This window comes from Chthoniobacter sp., from assembly GCF_040003245.1.
Classification (GTDB): Bacteria; Verrucomicrobiota; Verrucomicrobiia; order Chthoniobacterales; family Chthoniobacteraceae; genus Chthoniobacter.
Genome location: NZ_JBDUCX010000022.1, coordinates 24,937 through 40,014, shown reverse-complemented (window position 1 = coordinate 40,014; position 15,078 = coordinate 24,937). Strand labels below are relative to the sequence as shown.

At 62.3% G+C, this 15,078-nt stretch carries 12 protein-coding genes; 8 read left to right on the top strand and 4 right to left on the bottom strand.

The features are described from left to right. Window positions 1–46 precede the first annotated feature (46 nt). Together ABJF10_RS04745 and ABJF10_RS04740 are read right to left on the bottom strand one after the other, a co-directional pair. On the bottom strand, window positions 47–1,141 hold the full coding sequence (locus tag ABJF10_RS04745; protein ID WP_348543374.1) for an adenylate/guanylate cyclase domain-containing protein: 1,095 nt from the start codon (window positions 1,139–1,141) through the stop codon (window positions 47–49). A gap of 5 nt (window positions 1,142–1,146) precedes the next feature. Further along, window positions 1,147–3,708 carry a PAS domain S-box protein gene (locus ABJF10_RS04740; RefSeq protein WP_348543373.1) on the bottom strand — a complete coding sequence of 854 codons (2,562 nt, stop codon included), beginning with the start codon at window positions 3,706–3,708 and terminating at the stop codon, window positions 1,147–1,149. A 176-nt stretch (window positions 3,709–3,884) separates the two neighbouring features. Here ABJF10_RS04740 and ABJF10_RS04735 point away from each other — a divergent pair, with 176 nt between their 5' ends. Continuing rightward, window positions 3,885–4,430: a hypothetical protein gene (locus ABJF10_RS04735; RefSeq protein ID WP_348543372.1), complete on the top strand. Its 546-nt coding sequence runs from the start codon at window positions 3,885–3,887 to the stop codon at window positions 4,428–4,430. A 30-nt stretch (window positions 4,431–4,460) separates the two neighbouring features. Here ABJF10_RS04735 and ABJF10_RS04730 read toward each other — a convergent pair whose 3' ends face one another. After that, the gene (locus tag ABJF10_RS04730) at window positions 4,461–5,738 is read right to left on the bottom strand and encodes a hypothetical protein (protein WP_348543371.1); all 1,278 of its coding nucleotides are present in this window, start codon (window positions 5,736–5,738) and stop codon (window positions 4,461–4,463) included. 115 nt (window positions 5,739–5,853) lie between these two features. On the opposite strand from ABJF10_RS04730, the gene ABJF10_RS04725 reads away from it, so the two are divergent. Continuing rightward, window positions 5,854–8,424, top strand: a complete 2,571-nt coding sequence (locus tag ABJF10_RS04725) for a beta-propeller fold lactonase family protein (protein WP_348543370.1) — start codon at window positions 5,854–5,856, stop codon at window positions 8,422–8,424. A 168-nt stretch (window positions 8,425–8,592) separates the two neighbouring features. Beyond that, window positions 8,593–9,342 (top strand): superinfection immunity protein, encoded by a 750-nt coding sequence (locus tag ABJF10_RS04720; RefSeq protein ID WP_348543369.1) that lies wholly within the window; start codon window positions 8,593–8,595, stop codon window positions 9,340–9,342. Window positions 9,343–9,368: 26 nt separating this feature from the next. Here ABJF10_RS04720 and ABJF10_RS04715 read toward each other — a convergent pair whose 3' ends face one another. After that, entirely contained in the window at window positions 9,369–11,132 is a 1,764-nt protein-coding gene (locus ABJF10_RS04715) for a glutamine--tRNA ligase/YqeY domain fusion protein (RefSeq protein ID WP_348543368.1), read from the bottom strand. Between the two features lie 601 nt (window positions 11,133–11,733). Between ABJF10_RS04715 and ABJF10_RS04710 the strand changes: the two genes are divergently transcribed. The 5 genes from ABJF10_RS04710 to ABJF10_RS04690 all read left to right on the top strand — a co-directional run bounded on the left by ABJF10_RS04710 (window position 11,734) and on the right by ABJF10_RS04690 (window position 15,077). Next, window positions 11,734–12,270 (top strand): hypothetical protein, encoded by a 537-nt coding sequence (locus tag ABJF10_RS04710; protein WP_348543367.1) that lies wholly within the window; start codon window positions 11,734–11,736, stop codon window positions 12,268–12,270. Continuing rightward, complete coding sequence (locus tag ABJF10_RS04705) at window positions 12,267–12,812, top strand: hypothetical protein (RefSeq protein ID WP_348543366.1); 546 nt, start codon at window positions 12,267–12,269, stop codon at window positions 12,810–12,812. The genes ABJF10_RS04710 and ABJF10_RS04705 overlap by 4 nt, the downstream gene beginning before the upstream one ends. 87 nt (window positions 12,813–12,899) lie before the next feature. After that, window positions 12,900–13,502: a TMEM175 family protein gene (locus ABJF10_RS04700; RefSeq protein WP_348543365.1), complete on the top strand. Its 603-nt coding sequence runs from the start codon at window positions 12,900–12,902 to the stop codon at window positions 13,500–13,502. A gap of 206 nt (window positions 13,503–13,708) precedes the next feature. Beyond that, a complete protein-coding gene (locus ABJF10_RS04695) occupies window positions 13,709–14,215 on the top strand; it encodes a type II secretion system protein (RefSeq protein WP_348543364.1) in 507 nt (168 codons plus the stop codon). Further along, window positions 14,184–15,077, top strand: coding sequence for a hypothetical protein (locus ABJF10_RS04690; protein ID WP_348543363.1), 894 nt, complete (start codon window positions 14,184–14,186; stop codon window positions 15,075–15,077). Before ABJF10_RS04695 ends, ABJF10_RS04690 begins: the two co-directional genes overlap by 32 nt. Window position 15,078: the final 1 nt, after the last annotated feature.

Below are 15,078 nucleotides of genomic sequence, written 5' to 3'. Positions count from 1 at the left end.
GGGTCCTTCGACTTCGCTCAGGATGACACCGAGGAAACGATGATCCTCAAGCCAACCGCCCGGTCAGCAGGAAAGTCGTGAGCAGGCCTTTGCCTTTGATCGGGATTTCGCCCCGTTCGTCAAAGGTGTGCGAGGCGCTTAGCCGCTCGCGGACGGCGGCGCTCACGTGCGTGGCCCCGCCGATCCCGTGCGTCTGCATGCGGCTCGCCGTGTTCACGGTGTCTCCCCAGAGGTCGTAGGCAAATTTCCGCTTGCCGATGACCCCGGCCACCACCCGGCCCATGTGGATGCCAATGCGTAATTGAAGAACTTCGCCCGTGGGGGTGCGGTGGACGGTCATGACTTCGTGCAGCGCCAGGGCGAGATTGGCGACGGCTTCCGCGTGATCGGGCCGATGGTGCGGCAGGCCGCCCACCACCATGTAGGCGTCCCCGATCGTCTTGATCTTTTCCAACCCGAATTCCTCGGCGAGCACATCGATCGCGCAGAAGACCTCGTTCAGCCAGGCGACGAGCGGTTCCGGGGCAAGGCCGGCGCAGATGCCGGTAAAGCCCACGATGTCGGCGAAGAGAATGGTCGCCTCCTCGAAGCTGTCGGCGATCGTGCCCGGCGTCTGCCGGAGTCGGTCGGCGATGGAGCGGGGGAGGACATTGAGGAGCAGGCGTTCGGACGTTTCGCGCTCGGCGGCCAGCTCCTGGTTGGCCCTCTCGAGGCACGCGTGGCGATCCTGCAGCGCGAGATGCAGGGCGCGGGTGGCGAGGAGATTGCGGATGCGGAGCAGGGTCTCGGTCTCGTCCAGCGGCTTGGTGAGAAAGTCGTTCGCGCCTGCCGAAAGCGCGCGTTCCCGGGCTTCGCGCGTCGCGTCGGCGGTGAGGACGATGATGGGCAGATAACTCGTCGCGGGAATGCGGGGACGCAGCGCCGCCATCACCTCGAAGCCATCCATCTGCGGCATGTGCAGATCGAGCACCACGAGGTCCGGCTGCAGTGTGTCCAGGAGCTCGCAGACGCGGCGTGGATCGCGCGTGCTGTGCAAGTCGGTGTAACCGGCATCGCCGAGGAAGACCTCGAGCAGGTCGAGATTCGGCTGCTGGTCGTCGACGAGCAGAATGCGCGCGGATATCAATTCGTCGGGGAGCATCGTCTTCAAGATTTCCCCGGCCGCAGCGCGTCCTGCACCACGGTCAGAAAACGATCCACGTCGAGCGGCTTGGTGAGATAATGGCGGGCGCCGGCGGCGAGCACCGTCTTGATATGGCTCTCGGTGGCATCGGCGCTCACGATGATGATCGGGATGCCGGTCGTGCGGGGATCGCCTTTCAAGCGCCGCAAGACCTGGTCGCCGGGCAGGTGCATATCGAGCAGGATGAGGTTCGGCAGAATTTCCAAGGCGTGCGCGATGCCGGTTTCGCCGCGGGACTCGGCGATCAATTTCAGGTTGGGAATTTCGGCGAGGACCGTTTCCACCAGCGCCAGGTTGGCCGCGTTGTCCTCGATGTAGAGCACCGTGGACCGGACGCCGTCATCGAGGGTGGAGCCGACGTCGGCGGTGCCGGCGCGGCGGGCGCGCAGACTTTCGCGGGGATCGACGGCGAGCGGCAGCTCGATCCAGAAATCGGTGCCGACGCCCTCCTTGCTCGCCACCCGCAAGCTCCCGCCCATGTGCTCCACGAGCCGCTGCGAAAGGGCGAGGCCCAGCCCGGTGCCCTCGATCTCGGAGTTCTCCGCCCCGAGGCGATCGAAGGGATTGAAGAGGCGGTCGAGCAGATGCGCGGGAATGCCGCGACCGGTGTCCGAGACGGAAATTTGCGCACGGTCCTCGACCCGGAAGCACGTGATCGTGACCTTCCCGCCGCGGCGATTGTACTTCACGCCATTGGAGAGAAGGTTGACCAGCACCTGCTTGAGCCGCTGGCGGTCGGCCATCACGAAGGCATCACTTTCAAAGGGATCTTCCCCGATCGTCACCTCTCGTTCCGCGGCGAGGTGCTGAACGAGATTCATCGACTCCTGGATCACCGAGCCGAGCGCGACGGGCTCCGAGGAGAGGCGGAGTTGATCGGATTCGATCCGCGAAATATCGAGGACTTCATTGATCAGCTCCAGCAAGTGGCGTCCCGCCTCGAGGATGTGCTGCACATGTTTCGCTTCGCCCGGCGCCACCTTGCGGGCGAGCACCTGGCCGAAGCCGAGGATGCTATTCATCGGCGTGCGCAGCTCGTGGCTCATGCGCGAAAGGAATTCACTCTTGGCGCGGTTGGCCCGCTCCACTTCGACGTGCTTCTCCCGCAGGATCTCGTTGGCCTGCGCCAGTTCGGCGGTGCGCTCCTCGACGCGCTGTTCGAGCAAAGCCTGGGCGCGTGCGACTTCGGCCTGCGCCTCGCGCCGGTCGGAAGCTTCCAGGGCCAGCGTCACCACGTCGGCGATGGAGGCGGCGAAGTCCTGCTCCTCGGCGGCCCAGGTCCGCTCGCTGCCAATGTGCTCATGGCAAATGACGCCGATCATTTTTCCATGCCGCCAGATCGGGACGTCCAGCATGGAGACGATCCCCAGCGGATTCAAATACACCTCGCGAAACTCGCTCGTCGCCGGATGATGGCCGGCGTCGGTCGCGGCGATGGTGCGTTGCGTGGCGAGGGCCTCGAAGTAGCGCGGAAAGGCCACTGCTTCGAGCCGCACGTCGGCGGAATGCCGGTTGGGACTCACCTCGTAGAGATCGCGGCAGACGATCGCCGTGTGGTCCGCATCGAAGAACCAGATGCTCACCCGTTCCACGCCGAGCGTCCGCGCATCCTTCTCGGTGACCCGGCGCAAGGCGGAATCGAGATCGAGGTGTTCCGCTTTCGCCATTTCCATGAGCGCGGTCTGGAAACGGACGACGCGGTTGGTGCGCTCGCGCAAGCGGTCCTCCTCGCGTTTGCGCTCGGTGACGTCGCGCGCCGTGGCGATCAGCCGATCGACTCCGCCGATTGTGGCGCGCTGGAGGCTCACTTCGTTCCAGACCAGTTGGCCCGAGCGGCTGCGGTTGCGCCATTCAAAGACCTGCGGCTGGCCGGCGGCGGCGAGGGTCAGGCGCTCGAGGGCGGCTTCCGGGGTGGAGTTTCCGCCCGCGCCGATCAGCGCCTCCACGCCGAGCCGCCGAAATTCCTCCACTGAATAGCCGAGTGTTTCGCAGGCCTTGCGATTCACGTCGAGCGTCGCACCGGTGCCGATTTCGTGAATGAAGATGAAGTCGTTGGAGGCATCGAAAATCGCGCGGTAGCTCGCCTCGGAGGCCCGCAACGCCGCCTCGGTGGAAACCCGCTCGGAGAGATCGCGGAGGAACGCGGTGAAAAACGGCACGCCGGGTGTGGTGAGCCGCGCGATCGTTACTTCCAGCGGAAATTCCGCCCCATGGGCGCGCACGCCTTCGATTTCCATCCGCCTCCCGGGAAGCGGCGATTCACCACCGGTGAGCAGACGGCTCAATTCCGCACTGAGCTCTGGCCGATGGCGCGGAGGAGCGATCAACTCCGCGAGTTGCCGGCCCCGGGCTTCGGCCAGGGCGTGGCCGAAGACACGCTCGGCTGCGGGATTCAATTCCACGATGCGGCCCTCCGCATCAATGGTAATGATGCCGTCCGTGGCCGCGGCGATGATCGCGGCGGGCCGCCCCTCCGCGCCGGGCGGAGTCAGTTGCCCGGGTGGGGGGCCATCAAAAGCCGGCATGGAGATTGAGCTTCACGAGATTGAAAACAGGTCGCGGGGGCGGACGGCCGTTCGGCAGATACTCCAAAGCCCGCTTCGTAGCACAGGGGCATAGCAATCCGCGCCGAGCGCCGTCAACCCGGAAGCTTGGAGTGCTCCTGGTTGACCCGCCACGCCGAAATGATTAGATGGGCTGGATGCGTATTTCCTCCCGACTTTTGCCGTTCTGCCTCGTCGCGCTGTGCCTGGCCCTGCCGGTGGGCGCCGAGGAGAAAAGCGGGCTGCAAGTCAGCGTCCAAAAGGTGACGCTCGACCGGGCGGACGTGCGTGGCGGAGACGTGAACATGGAGAATCTGGATCGGCTGATGGCGCTGCGCGTGGCGATCAGGAACACCTCCTTCAAGAGCATGCCCGAGAGCGAGGTGACGTGGGAGATTCTGCGGCGTAAGTACGACGACTCCGGGATCGAGCTCACGAGTGGCGTGGAGAAACTGCCGCATCTCAAGGTGGGTGAAGCCATGGACGTGACGTGGGGCATCGTGAAGGTGCTCGGCTATCGCAATGGAGCGATCCTGCGGAAGGATGAACTGGAGTGGGAACTCACCTTCAAGGAGGACGGCAAGGAGGTGGCGAAATTCTCGAGCAAGCCGAACTTCGCCATGCTCTTGAAGCGTGCCGTGCGGGTCGAGCCCCCGACCGCGCCGCCGCCTCCTGCGACGCCCGTTCCCGCTCCTCCGAAGTAGGCGGTGGCAATTGATTGCAAAATAATTTTGTTACTCCGCCGCAGGACCTTCGCGCCAATAGGATGGAAGATTTGGCTTCGTCTCGCGCAGGATTTCCAGAATAGCGTGCCGGTCTTCGGCGGAGAGCGTGGCCCATTCCGGGCTGGCGTCTTTGCCGATGAGGATATCGTAGAGGCGTTGCAGAAGCTGGGTGTGCATGGCCTCCGGCAGCGCGTCGAAGGCCGGCGAGTAGATGAGGAAGCTGCACGGATATTTGAAGAGGCGGGTCTGCAAGTCGAAGTCGCGCAATGACCGCCCCTGCGAGTCGCGGGGCCCCATTTTCGGAAAGTCCTGGGTGTAAGTGGACGTGCCCGCCACGGGCTCGGTGAGCCGCGCTTCCTCGGTGAAGAGCAGGTAGCGGAGGAAGGCGGTCTGTTGCTGGCCGAGGTAGCGGATGTGCCCGTAGCGGGCCTGCATGATCTGCGACTCGTAGTTTAGGCGCGTGATGTAATTGTGCATGTGCGCCTGATGCTCCAGCACCATGAGCGCGACGATATCGCTGCCCGGTTGGAGATACGGCTTGGTGTCGAAGAAGCCTTCGAGGTTCGTCAGGTTGCCTTGGGCATTGGGACGCTCGAGCCGTTGCGCCAGCGCTTCCGGGCCGATGAGATTCCCGCGATGCGTCTGTTCCCCGTGGGTGCCGGTCACATACCATCCAGCCCAGCGGTCTTCGAGGGGCGTGCAATGGGTGATCTGCCCCACTTCGGTGGGCGCATCGATTTCGCCCTCCAGGTCCGTGCCGATGGAGCGCATCACGTGGCCGGGCACGCCCATCGTCCGCGGTCCCGAGTGACAACGCAGACAATCCCCATCGCGAACGAATTGCGGATGGCGCACCTTGTCCTGCTCGAAATGGTAGAACATCCCGCCGAGTTTCGGATCGACGGTGCTCACTTCCAGCACCGGTGCGCCGGGGATGTAGCCGATGTAGACGTCGTCGTTGAAGTAGAGGGCGCGTGGGGTCTTCGGCGTGATGAGCGTGCGCTGGAGCGAGGTCTTGGAAAACACCAGCATCTGCGAGGAGGCGGGGATCTTGAAGTAATCGAGCAGCGCCGGCAGGTAGCCGTGCTCGTTGTCGTAGGGCAGCTTCACCTCGCCGCGCGTGATCTTCGCCTGCAATTCCGCTATGGGATCGGCCGGGGTGGCCTTCGAATAGAAGATCACTTCGTCGTCGTACGGGACGGGATGGCTGGAGCCTTGGAAATCCTCGCCGTGGAGCAGGGGAGTAGTGAAGATCAACAAGGCCGGGAGGAGGGAACGGGGAAACATTCGAGCCCGCAGCAATACGCTGACGTTCCGCGCGGCGCTACCCTGATCTTGTCGAAACAGTGGCGCGCGTTGCCGGGCTTTACGGACGGGCGCAAACCAACGATAAGCGTACCCAATGCGTCCCCTCATTGCCCCGGCCCTTTTACTCACGACCGTCCTCGCTCTTTCGGCCCGTGCCGCCGATCTCCCCGGCCAGCGGCCGGATGGCTCCGTGCTGCTCCCGAACCAATGGACCCTTCGTCCTGTCGGCCGACAGGTTCCGCTGGGCGATTTCCCCGCTAATCTTGCGCTCCACCCGGCGGGCAAATTCGGGGCGGTGCTGCACTGCGGCTACAGCGCGCATGAAATCGTGATCGTGGACCTCGCCACGGGCGCCGTTGCCTCGCGCACCAAGGTCGAGGAAGCCTTCTACGGCCTGATCTTTTCCAGGGATGGCAGCCAACTCTTCTGCTCCGGCGCCTCGGGCGAGAACATCCACATTTTTCAATTCAACGCCGGGCAACTCGAAAAGCCCGCCACTCACTCTTTGCGCGATGTGAAGCAGCGGGGCATTCCCTGCGGCCTGGCCGTTACGGGCGATGGCCTTACCCTCTATGCCGCCAACCTCTGGGGGCAAAGCGTCACGCGGGCGAACCTCGCAGCCGACAGCGTTCCGGGCGTTGATCTCTCGCTGCTCCCGGGCGGGGCCTCCGCTCCGAAAGCGCCGGTGCTTCCGTCTTCGACGGACGATCCCTCCATCACCAAGCGCGCCAATCAGCTTCTTGAAACCACCGATCCCCAGTCGCCGTTTCCCTACGCCTGCCTGCTCGATGAGAAGCGCGGCCGGCTCTATGTCTCGCTTTGGGGGCAGGCGAGCGTGGCCGTGGTCGACACCAAGACCTTCACCGTGAGCGCCCGCTGGGCGACCGAAGATCACCCTAATGAGATGATCTTGAGCAAGGACACCAAGCGGCTCTTCGTGGCCAATGCGAATCGCAATACCGTGAGCGTTCTCGACACCGCCAATGGGCACTTGATCGAGACGTTGCTGGCGGAATTGACGCCCAACGCGCCTCCGGGAAACACACCGAATTCCCTCGCTCTCAGCCCCGAGGGTGACCGGTTGTTTGTGGCCAATGCGAACATCAACACGATTTCCGTTTTCGACATCAGCACGTCGGGCAAATCGAGGAGTCTCGGGTTTATTCCGGTGGGATGGTATCCGACCAGCGTGCGGATCAGCCGGGATGGAAAGTCGCTCTACGTGGTGAACGGCAAGGGCGAATCCTCCCTCCCGAATCCCAACGGGCCTATGACCGGCAAGCCCGTCAGCAAGACTGTGAACCAATACATCGGTAGTTTGCTCAAGGGCACCCTCAGCATCATCCCTTTGCCGCCAGTAGATAAGTTCGAAGCGCAGATGAAGGAATGGACGGCGCAGGCGTATCGCTGCCTGCCGGCAACCGCCACCGCGGACGATGCGTCCAAGGCACCGACTGGCAATCCCATCCCCGCCAAACTGGGCGACGCTTCCCCGATCAAATACGTCTTCTATATCATTAAGGAAAACCGCACCTACGATCAGGTCTTGGGAGACCTCAAGCCGGGCAACGGCGACCCGTCGATCTGCCTCTTTGGTGAAAGCGTCACCCCGAACCATCACGCTATCGCCCGGGAGTTCGTGACCCTCGACAACCTCTATGTGGATGCCGAGGTCAGTGCTTCGGGGCACGAGTGGAGCATGGGCGCGATCGCCAATGATTTCGTCGAGAAGACCTGGCACCTCAGCTACGGTCACGGCAAGAGCGGGAAGTGGCCTTATCCGGCGGAGGGCGGCTTTCCCATCGCGACCCCCGGTGGCGGATATCTCTGGGACCGCGCGAAAGAAGCGGGCGTCAGCTATCGCAGCTACGGCGAATGGGTGGCCAACGGCAAAGGACTCGGAGCTCCCTGCACCGCCAAGGCCAAAGCCCTCGAAGGTCACATCGATCCGTATTTCCGCAGTTTCGACACGGGCTATCCCGATCAGAAGCGCGCCGATCGCTTTATCGAGGAACTCCATCGCTTCGAGAAAGAGGGCGAAATGCCGCGACTCCAGATCGTGCGACTGCCGAACGACCACACTTCCGGCACCAGCCCGGGCAAGCCCACTCCCGCCGCGCAAGTGGCCGACAACGATCTGGCGCTTGGCCGCGTCATTGAAGCGCTTTCGCATTCCAAGTTCTGGCCCGAGATGGCCATCTTCGTCATCGAGGATGATGCCCAAAACGGTTCCGACCACGTCGACGCCCACCGCACCATCGCCTTCGCGATCAGCCCGTACATTCGCAAGGGGACGGTGGATTCCACCATGTATTCGACCAGCAGCATGCTGCACACGATGGAGCTTATTCTTGGGTTGCGCCCCATGAGCCAATTCGACGCCGCGGCCATGCCGATGTGGGCGAGCTTTCAAGCGAAGGCAGACCTGAGGCCTTATGCGGCGAAACCCGCGACCACTGACCTCGGGCAGATGAACGCCAAGACGGCCTGGGGCGCCAAGGCGAGCCAGCGCATGAACTTCGCCAAGGAAGACGCCGCCGACGACCTCAAGCTCAACGAGATCATCTGGAAGGCGGTGCGTGGAGCCGATTCCTCGATGCCCGCTCCACGCCGGGCGGCGTTCGTCTTCACCAGCAAGAAGAAGGCGGACAAGGACGATGACTAACCGGCGTCGCGCCGCCCAACTTCCGCGTGCGATGTCGGAATTCTCTTTGAAGCCTGCGCGGAGCGAAATACGTTGCCGGTGATGCAAGTAGCAGATGCTTTTTCCGGGAGTACCGCCGGCGTTATCGCGCCGCGCCTGCACCGGCCTTGGCGATTTCTCAGGCTGATCGTGGTGGTTCTGCTGTTGCTGCATCTCGGCATGCGAGTTGGGCTGGCGCTGGATATCACGACGACCGACGGGCATTCCTATTGGGATTGCACGATCTCGCAGGTCGAGCCGGATGCGCTCCGTATCACTCACAGGGATGGCGCGGCGCGCATTCCTTACGAGAGACTGCCGTCGGCGGTGCAAAAGCAGTACTTCGATCCGGCCAAAGTGGCTGCATACCGCGAGCAGGCCGCGGAAGCCAGGCGCGTTGCCGAACTCGCGGCCGCGACCAAGGCCGAGGAAGAGCGGCGCCAACGCGCGATCGCGGTGGCCGAGGCCGAAGAGCAGCGGGAACAGGCGGAGGAGGCGCGGCAGCGCGAAGCGGCCGACCAGAAGGCGGCCACACAGCAGGCCGAGAAGCAGCGGGTGGACGCGGTGCACACGAAGGTGACGGTCGCCGGTACCTCCCTCGTCATCGCTGCCATCCTCGGCATCTTCCTTTATTTTCTCCCGTCGATCATTGGGCGGCATAAGACGAATGCGTTTGCGATTTTCGTGCTCAATTTCTTTCTCGGCTGGACGTTTCTCGGCTGGGTGGTGGCCTTGGTCTGGGCTTGCACCGAGGACTCGGCGATGGACCGACTGGCCCGCGAACGGATGAACATGCCGCCGTCGCCGCCACCGAGGCCTTTCCAACGGCTCGATGGGCAGGATGGCCTCGAGGGGCAAGGTGGCCCCCAATTGGGCGACCGTCCCCGCTATCTGGAATAAGACTGCGCTTTGCGCGGCGGAGGCGTCTACCCCTTGGGCGCTTCCTTGGCCCAAGTGTCCTTGAGCGTGATGATGCGGTTGAAGACCAGCTTGCCGGGTGCGCTGTCTTTGGAGTCCAGGGTGAAGTAGGCCAACCGCTCGAACTGATACCGCTCTGCCAGCGTCGCGTCCTTCAGGCTCGGCTCCAGCTTGGCGGTGACCACCTCGAGGGAATGCGGATTGAGCGCGGTGCGCCAATCGCGTCCGTCGGACTCCGGCTCAGCGTCATGGAAGAGCCGGTCGTAGAGTCGCACCTCGGCGTCCACGGCGTGCGGAGCGCTCACCCAGTGAATCGTCCCCTTGACCTTGCGGCTGCTGGTCGCCCCGCCGCTCTTGGAGTCCAGATCGGCAGTGCAGCGCAGCTCGACAATCCTGCCGTCCGCATCCTTCACCACTTCCTCGCACTTGATGATGTAGGCGTACTTGAGCCGCACTTCGCCGCCGGGTTTGAGGCGGAAGAATTTTGGCGGCGGCACCTCGGCGAAATCCTCTTGCTCGATCCAGAGCTCGCGCGAGAAAGGCACGGGGCGGGTGCCGGATTCCGGCACCGTCGGATTGTTCGTGGCGGTGAGCTCTTCGGTCTGGCCCTCGGGGTAATTAGTGATGACCACCTTGATCGGCTGCAGCACCGCGAGGCGGCGCTGGGCGCGGGCATTGAGATCAGAGCGCACGGCATGCTCGAACACCGCGTAATCGGTGCTGCTGATGAACTTGGTCACGCCCACGCCGGTCACGAAATCGCGGATGGCCTCGGGCGTGACGCCGCGCCGGCGCAGGCCGCTGAGCGTGGGCATGCGCGGATCGTCCCAACCGCTGACGACGCCCTCGTTGACGAAGGCGAGCAGCTTGCGCTTCGAGATGACGACATGCGTGGGCATGAGCTTGGCGAACTCGTACTGATGTGGGCGCGGCTGCGGCACGGGCAGGTTGTCCACGATCCAGTCGTAGAGCGGGCGATGGACCTCGAATTCCAGCGTGCAGACGGAATGCGTGACGCCCTCGATGGAATCGCTGAGGCAGTGGGCGTAATCGTAGAGCGGGTAGATGCACCACGCGTCGCCGGTGTGGTGATGGGCCGTGTGGCGGATGCGATAGAGCAGGGGGTCGCGCATCCAGACATTGGGATGCGCCATGTCGATCTTCGCGCGCAAGGTGCGGGCGCCGTCGGGAAATTCACCGGCTTTCATCCGGGCGAAGAGGTCGAGGTTTTCCTCGACGCTGCGATCACGCCACGGCGAAGGCTTGCCGGGTTCGCCCGGCGCGCCGCGATAGGCGTCGGTCTGCTCCGGCGTGAGATCGCAGACGTAAGCCTTGCCAGCCTTGATCAGGGCGACGGCGTAATCGTGGAGCTGCTGAAAGTAGTCGGAAGCGTAAAAGGGCTCGGTGCTCGCGTCACCAGCCGCGGCGGGTTTTCCAGAAGTGTCACCCGCGTGCTTGAACCGCAGGACATCGTCCGCCCAGCCGCCGATGAGCCACTTCACATCCGCGATGATGCTCTCGACGTATTCCACTTCCTCCTTGGCGGGATTGGTGTCGTCCATGCGCAGGTTGCACAGGCCGCCAAACTCGCGGGCGATGCCGAAGTTCAGGCAGATGGATTTGGCGTGGCCGATATGGAGGTAGCCATTCGGTTCGGGCGGAAAGCGCGTGATCACCCGCTGCACCTTGCCACTGGCCACGTCCGCGGCGACGACGTCGCGGATGAAATCGGAAGGGGCGGGGGCGGGGGTCTCAGGAGCGTCGGTGGTCATGGAAAGGAGAGGGATGTAGCAGGGGTGGGGCAGAACATCCAACATCCAACGTCGAACATCCAGTGGAGTGCCAGGAGCCAAGTGATCAGAGCCAAATGGCGTCGCACTCTGCGTTGGGCCGCTAAAACTTGGCTCTTGGCTCTCGGAACTTTCAAATTCATGGGTGCGATTCGGTGCGATTCCTCTGTAGGGTGGGGAAGTTGAAAGTGGAGAGTTGATGGTTGAGAGCCGCGTTTTCCAGTGTGTGGGCGTGGCACTGGGGCATTGGATGTTGGATGTTGGATGTTGGATGTTCCGGCTTTGGTGGATTGATGGGTGCGATTCGGTGCGATTTGCTGCCCGCCACCGGGGAAACTTGATTAATCGGAACTAGCCGGAACTGGTCGAAACTCCTCTGTAAACTACAGCCAAGTGAAAGCCGGAAAGTCCGGTCTCTTAGAATTAGAGCTGTCAGCTTTACTTGAGCGTTTGTCATGCGAAATGGTGTTATATAAGCGCTCATTTGTATGAAAGTCAAAGGTCATCGATTCCCAATTGTCGATTCTGCCGTAGCAAGCAGTTTGGGTTGCCGGATGCGGTTTGGCCCGGCAAACTTGGCGGCATGAGTTCCGACTCTTCCTCCTCGCGCGGAGAAGCGGCGTGGCGAATGGCGGCGAGCGTCGCGCCGAGGATGACGGCTTCCATCCTGATCCTGTTGGCGGCATTTCAATTGACGGGAGCAACCGTGGTCGCTGGCGAGAGTGCCCACGACCATTTCATCCACGAGCGCTCCGAGCAACTGAGGGAGGAAGCGCAAGACTTGGCCAGAGCTCCAGTGATAGATCAAGCGAAGCTTGCGGACCTTCACAAGCGTTACGAAGAGCTGGAGAAGGACATGTTCGATTTCACCAAGGGCGAAAAGGATGTTTGTCCGGTTCACCAAATGAAGATGACTGCCCAAGATGCGCGAATCGCCTATGGCTTACTGGCCCGTGATCCCCAGCCCGATCCCGACACTCGTGCGTGGAAGTTCCCGTTTGCGCGGAATTGGATTGAGGGCGGTTGCGTTATCTCCAACTTGCCCAAGACCGGCAGAGTTTTCTTATGTCTGAAATGCGTCGAGGCCGAGAAAGCCTGGATAGAACAGCACAAGAAATGACCGCAGTGCTCGGGGGCGGGAATCACTTTCGGACATCTTCCGTGGGAATGCTGTTTTTGGGTGCGGCTTTGCGGACACTCATGCTGCAAGCGCACGCCGTGGAGGTTGTGCCGGTGCCGCGTTCGGAGTTCGACGCCTTGGCATCGCGGGCCACCCGCCAGTTGCCTCCAGAGTGGCACATTGCCGAGCGCACCTTCGGGCCACAGGAGATTACGACCCACTGGGGCACGACTCCTACGGGTTTGCGCCTTCGTCTGGATGGTCCGCAGTTATGGCATCCCTCGTTCCACAGCGGCCGTCCGATGACTCCAGCCGAGCATCGCGCCTACTTCCGAGACCGCCCCGAATCCATCTACATCTGGGTCGTCCCTCGCAGCTACAAGCCACAGAAGGACATTTTCGTCGTCGATCTGTTCCGGGCCGCCAGCCTCCAGACACATCGACTTGGTTCGACAGCTACGCTCGACTTTTATGCCTACGGCGGCCTCTGTCATTCGTGGGCGCGGTGGCGAAGCGATCTGAAAAGCAATCTGCGCAAATGAATCTGGGGCTGACAGATTAGACATCTTTGGCATTTCGGGAGATTTTACGAAGATTGGCAACCGGGTGGGACGCGATTAGAACGGGGCATGGAGAAAGGCCGACTCGAAGCATTCAGCGATGGGGTCATCGCGATCATCATCACCATCATGGTGCTGGAATTGAAGGTGCCGCATGGGGCGGACCTGGCGGCTTTGCGTCCATTACTGCCGGTGCTTTTGAGCTATCTGCTGAGCTTCGTCTACGTGGGGATCTACTGGAACAATCACCACCATCTCTTCCAGGCGGCCACGCGAGTGAATGCCACCATTCTCTGGGCCAATCTCCATCTGCTTTTCTGGCTCTCGCTGATTCCCTTTGTGACGGGCTGGACGGGGGAGAACCATTTCGAGGCTTTGCCCACGGCGCTCTATGGCTTGGTGCTGTTCCTGAGTTCGATGGCCTACTGGCTTCTGCAATGCGCGATCATCTCGGAGCACGGACACGACTCGAAGATCGCCGACGCCTTGGGGCCGGACTGGAAGGGAAAACTCTCACCAATGCTCTATCTGACGGCCGTGGGCCTCTCATTTGTGAAAGAATGGCTGGCCGATGCGGTCTATGTACTCGTGGCTTTGATGTGGTTTATTCCCGACCGGAGGCTGGCTCGCGTGGTCGTGGAGGGGGACTCGGCGGGTCGGCGGGAGCGGTAGCGGGCCGATGCGGAGGTGACGGGAAGGAAATGTAAGTGGCTACGCATAAATGCGTAATGTCAGGTGAATGCGTAGCCTATTTTAGAAATCACTGCACTGTGTGAGTGATACGTAGCGGCACGTAGCTATAATCACTACGCGTTAATACAGGGATTCCCCTGGTTGTTGGGGCTGTGTTGGCTCTGGTTATGCTGGTAATTATATACGTGATTACCGCACTTCACCTCCATTTCCAAACCAGCAAGAGCCCGCAGGGATCTGTCCGCGGTGCTCTGGTCAAAGCCGGCTTCTGGCGCAAAGGGCAGATGGCCTTCACTCTCGTCGAGGTGATGGTGGCAGTGATGGTTTTGGCGATCACCGCGGTGACGGTGACGCAGGCCCTTCTGCAGCTCAATCGGCAGGCCGCCATTTCCCGGCTGACGAATGCGGCCAAGGCGGAGGCGCTTTCCCGCATCCAGCAGGTTTCGCAGTGTGCCTATGACCCCACGGCCACGCCGGTGGTCATCCCGACCATCCTGGCGGTCGGCACCACCACCACGGCGGTCGACCTCGGCAGCAGCACGACGGGTCTGGGGAGCATCCCGGGGACGGCGACGTGGACGGTCGCCAGCCTGGGCACCTCCAACATCCTCTCGGTGAAGTGCACGATCGCTTACACCTACCTGAGCAAGCAACTATCCTATGAACTCTTCACATACAAATCACCGGATTAGCCTCCAGGGGTTCACCCTCGCGGAGTTGATGGTCGCCATGGGGATCGCGGGTGCGGTCAGCCTGATGATCATCAGCGTGCTGATCAGCACCATGCAGCTCTCCAGCACGAATGTGGTGACCAATATCTCCAACTACCGCGCCCGGCAGACGCTGGATCGCATCGGTGAGATCGCCCGCTATGCCGAGGACACGCCCGTGCTGATCAAAGCGGATGGCACCGCCGCTACCACGGGCACGTCCGACGGGATCCTCGTGAAGAATGCCTTGGGCGGGCCGTACGTCTTCATCAACTCCAACGGGCATGCGACCGACGACATCCCGTCGGGAGCCACCACCTTCATCGTGCAATACGCGCCGGCGGCCGGCCTCGACTCTCCGAAGGTGGGCGATTATTTCCTGCTGGCGCTCTCCACTGCGCCGGAACTCGAGGTGACGAACGTGAGTGCGGTGACGGGCGGTGCGATCTCGCAAGTCACGATCACCACCCGGACGGGCATCACGGAGACGGCCAAACCGGGCAGCTATACGGTCTCCGCGTGCCGCTATCGGAAGGAGGCCTACGTCTTCGCCCAAGTCGGGAGCCAGTGGACCTTGCTTCACTATGGGAAGGTGAACGCGACCACGGTCTACAGCAATTCGGCCAACTACAAGGTGCTCGGCACGGGTTTCCAGAAACTGGCTACGCAGGCCTTTTTTACCACGACGACCGACAATGGCACGCAGGCCGCCTGGCTGCGGGCGGTGGCGCGTTCCTCGGACCACGCCGAAGCGAATGAAATCCAGAGCAAGCGCAACACCCTGACGACCATGCCGATCCAGGTCAAACTCTGGAACTACACCGCCCCCCCGCCCGCATCTTGAA

Excerpts from the sequence above, each read along its gene's own strand:
- ABJF10_RS04710 (WP_348543367.1), top strand. The coding sequence starts at position 11,734 with ATGAGTTCCGACTCTTCCTCCTCGCGCGGAGAAGCGGCGTGGCGAATG.
- ABJF10_RS04725 (WP_348543370.1), top strand. The coding sequence starts at position 5,854 with ATGCGTCCCCTCATTGCCCCGGCCCTTTTACTCACGACCGTCCTCGCT.
- ABJF10_RS04715 (WP_348543368.1), bottom strand. The coding sequence starts at position 11,132 with ATGACCACCGACGCTCCTGAGACCCCCGCCCCCGCCCCTTCCGATTTC.
- ABJF10_RS04705 (WP_348543366.1), top strand. The coding sequence starts at position 12,267 with ATGACCGCAGTGCTCGGGGGCGGGAATCACTTTCGGACATCTTCCGTG.
- ABJF10_RS04745 (WP_348543374.1), bottom strand. The coding sequence starts at position 1,141 with ATGCTCCCCGACGAATTGATATCCGCGCGCATTCTGCTCGTCGACGAC.
- ABJF10_RS04690 (WP_348543363.1), top strand. The coding sequence starts at position 14,184 with ATGAACTCTTCACATACAAATCACCGGATTAGCCTCCAGGGGTTCACC.
- ABJF10_RS04700 (WP_348543365.1), top strand. The coding sequence starts at position 12,900 with ATGGAGAAAGGCCGACTCGAAGCATTCAGCGATGGGGTCATCGCGATC.
- ABJF10_RS04740 (WP_348543373.1), bottom strand. The coding sequence starts at position 3,708 with ATGCCGGCTTTTGATGGCCCCCCACCCGGGCAACTGACTCCGCCCGGC.
- ABJF10_RS04735 (WP_348543372.1), top strand. The coding sequence starts at position 3,885 with ATGCGTATTTCCTCCCGACTTTTGCCGTTCTGCCTCGTCGCGCTGTGC.
- ABJF10_RS04730 (WP_348543371.1), bottom strand. The coding sequence starts at position 5,738 with ATGTTTCCCCGTTCCCTCCTCCCGGCCTTGTTGATCTTCACTACTCCC.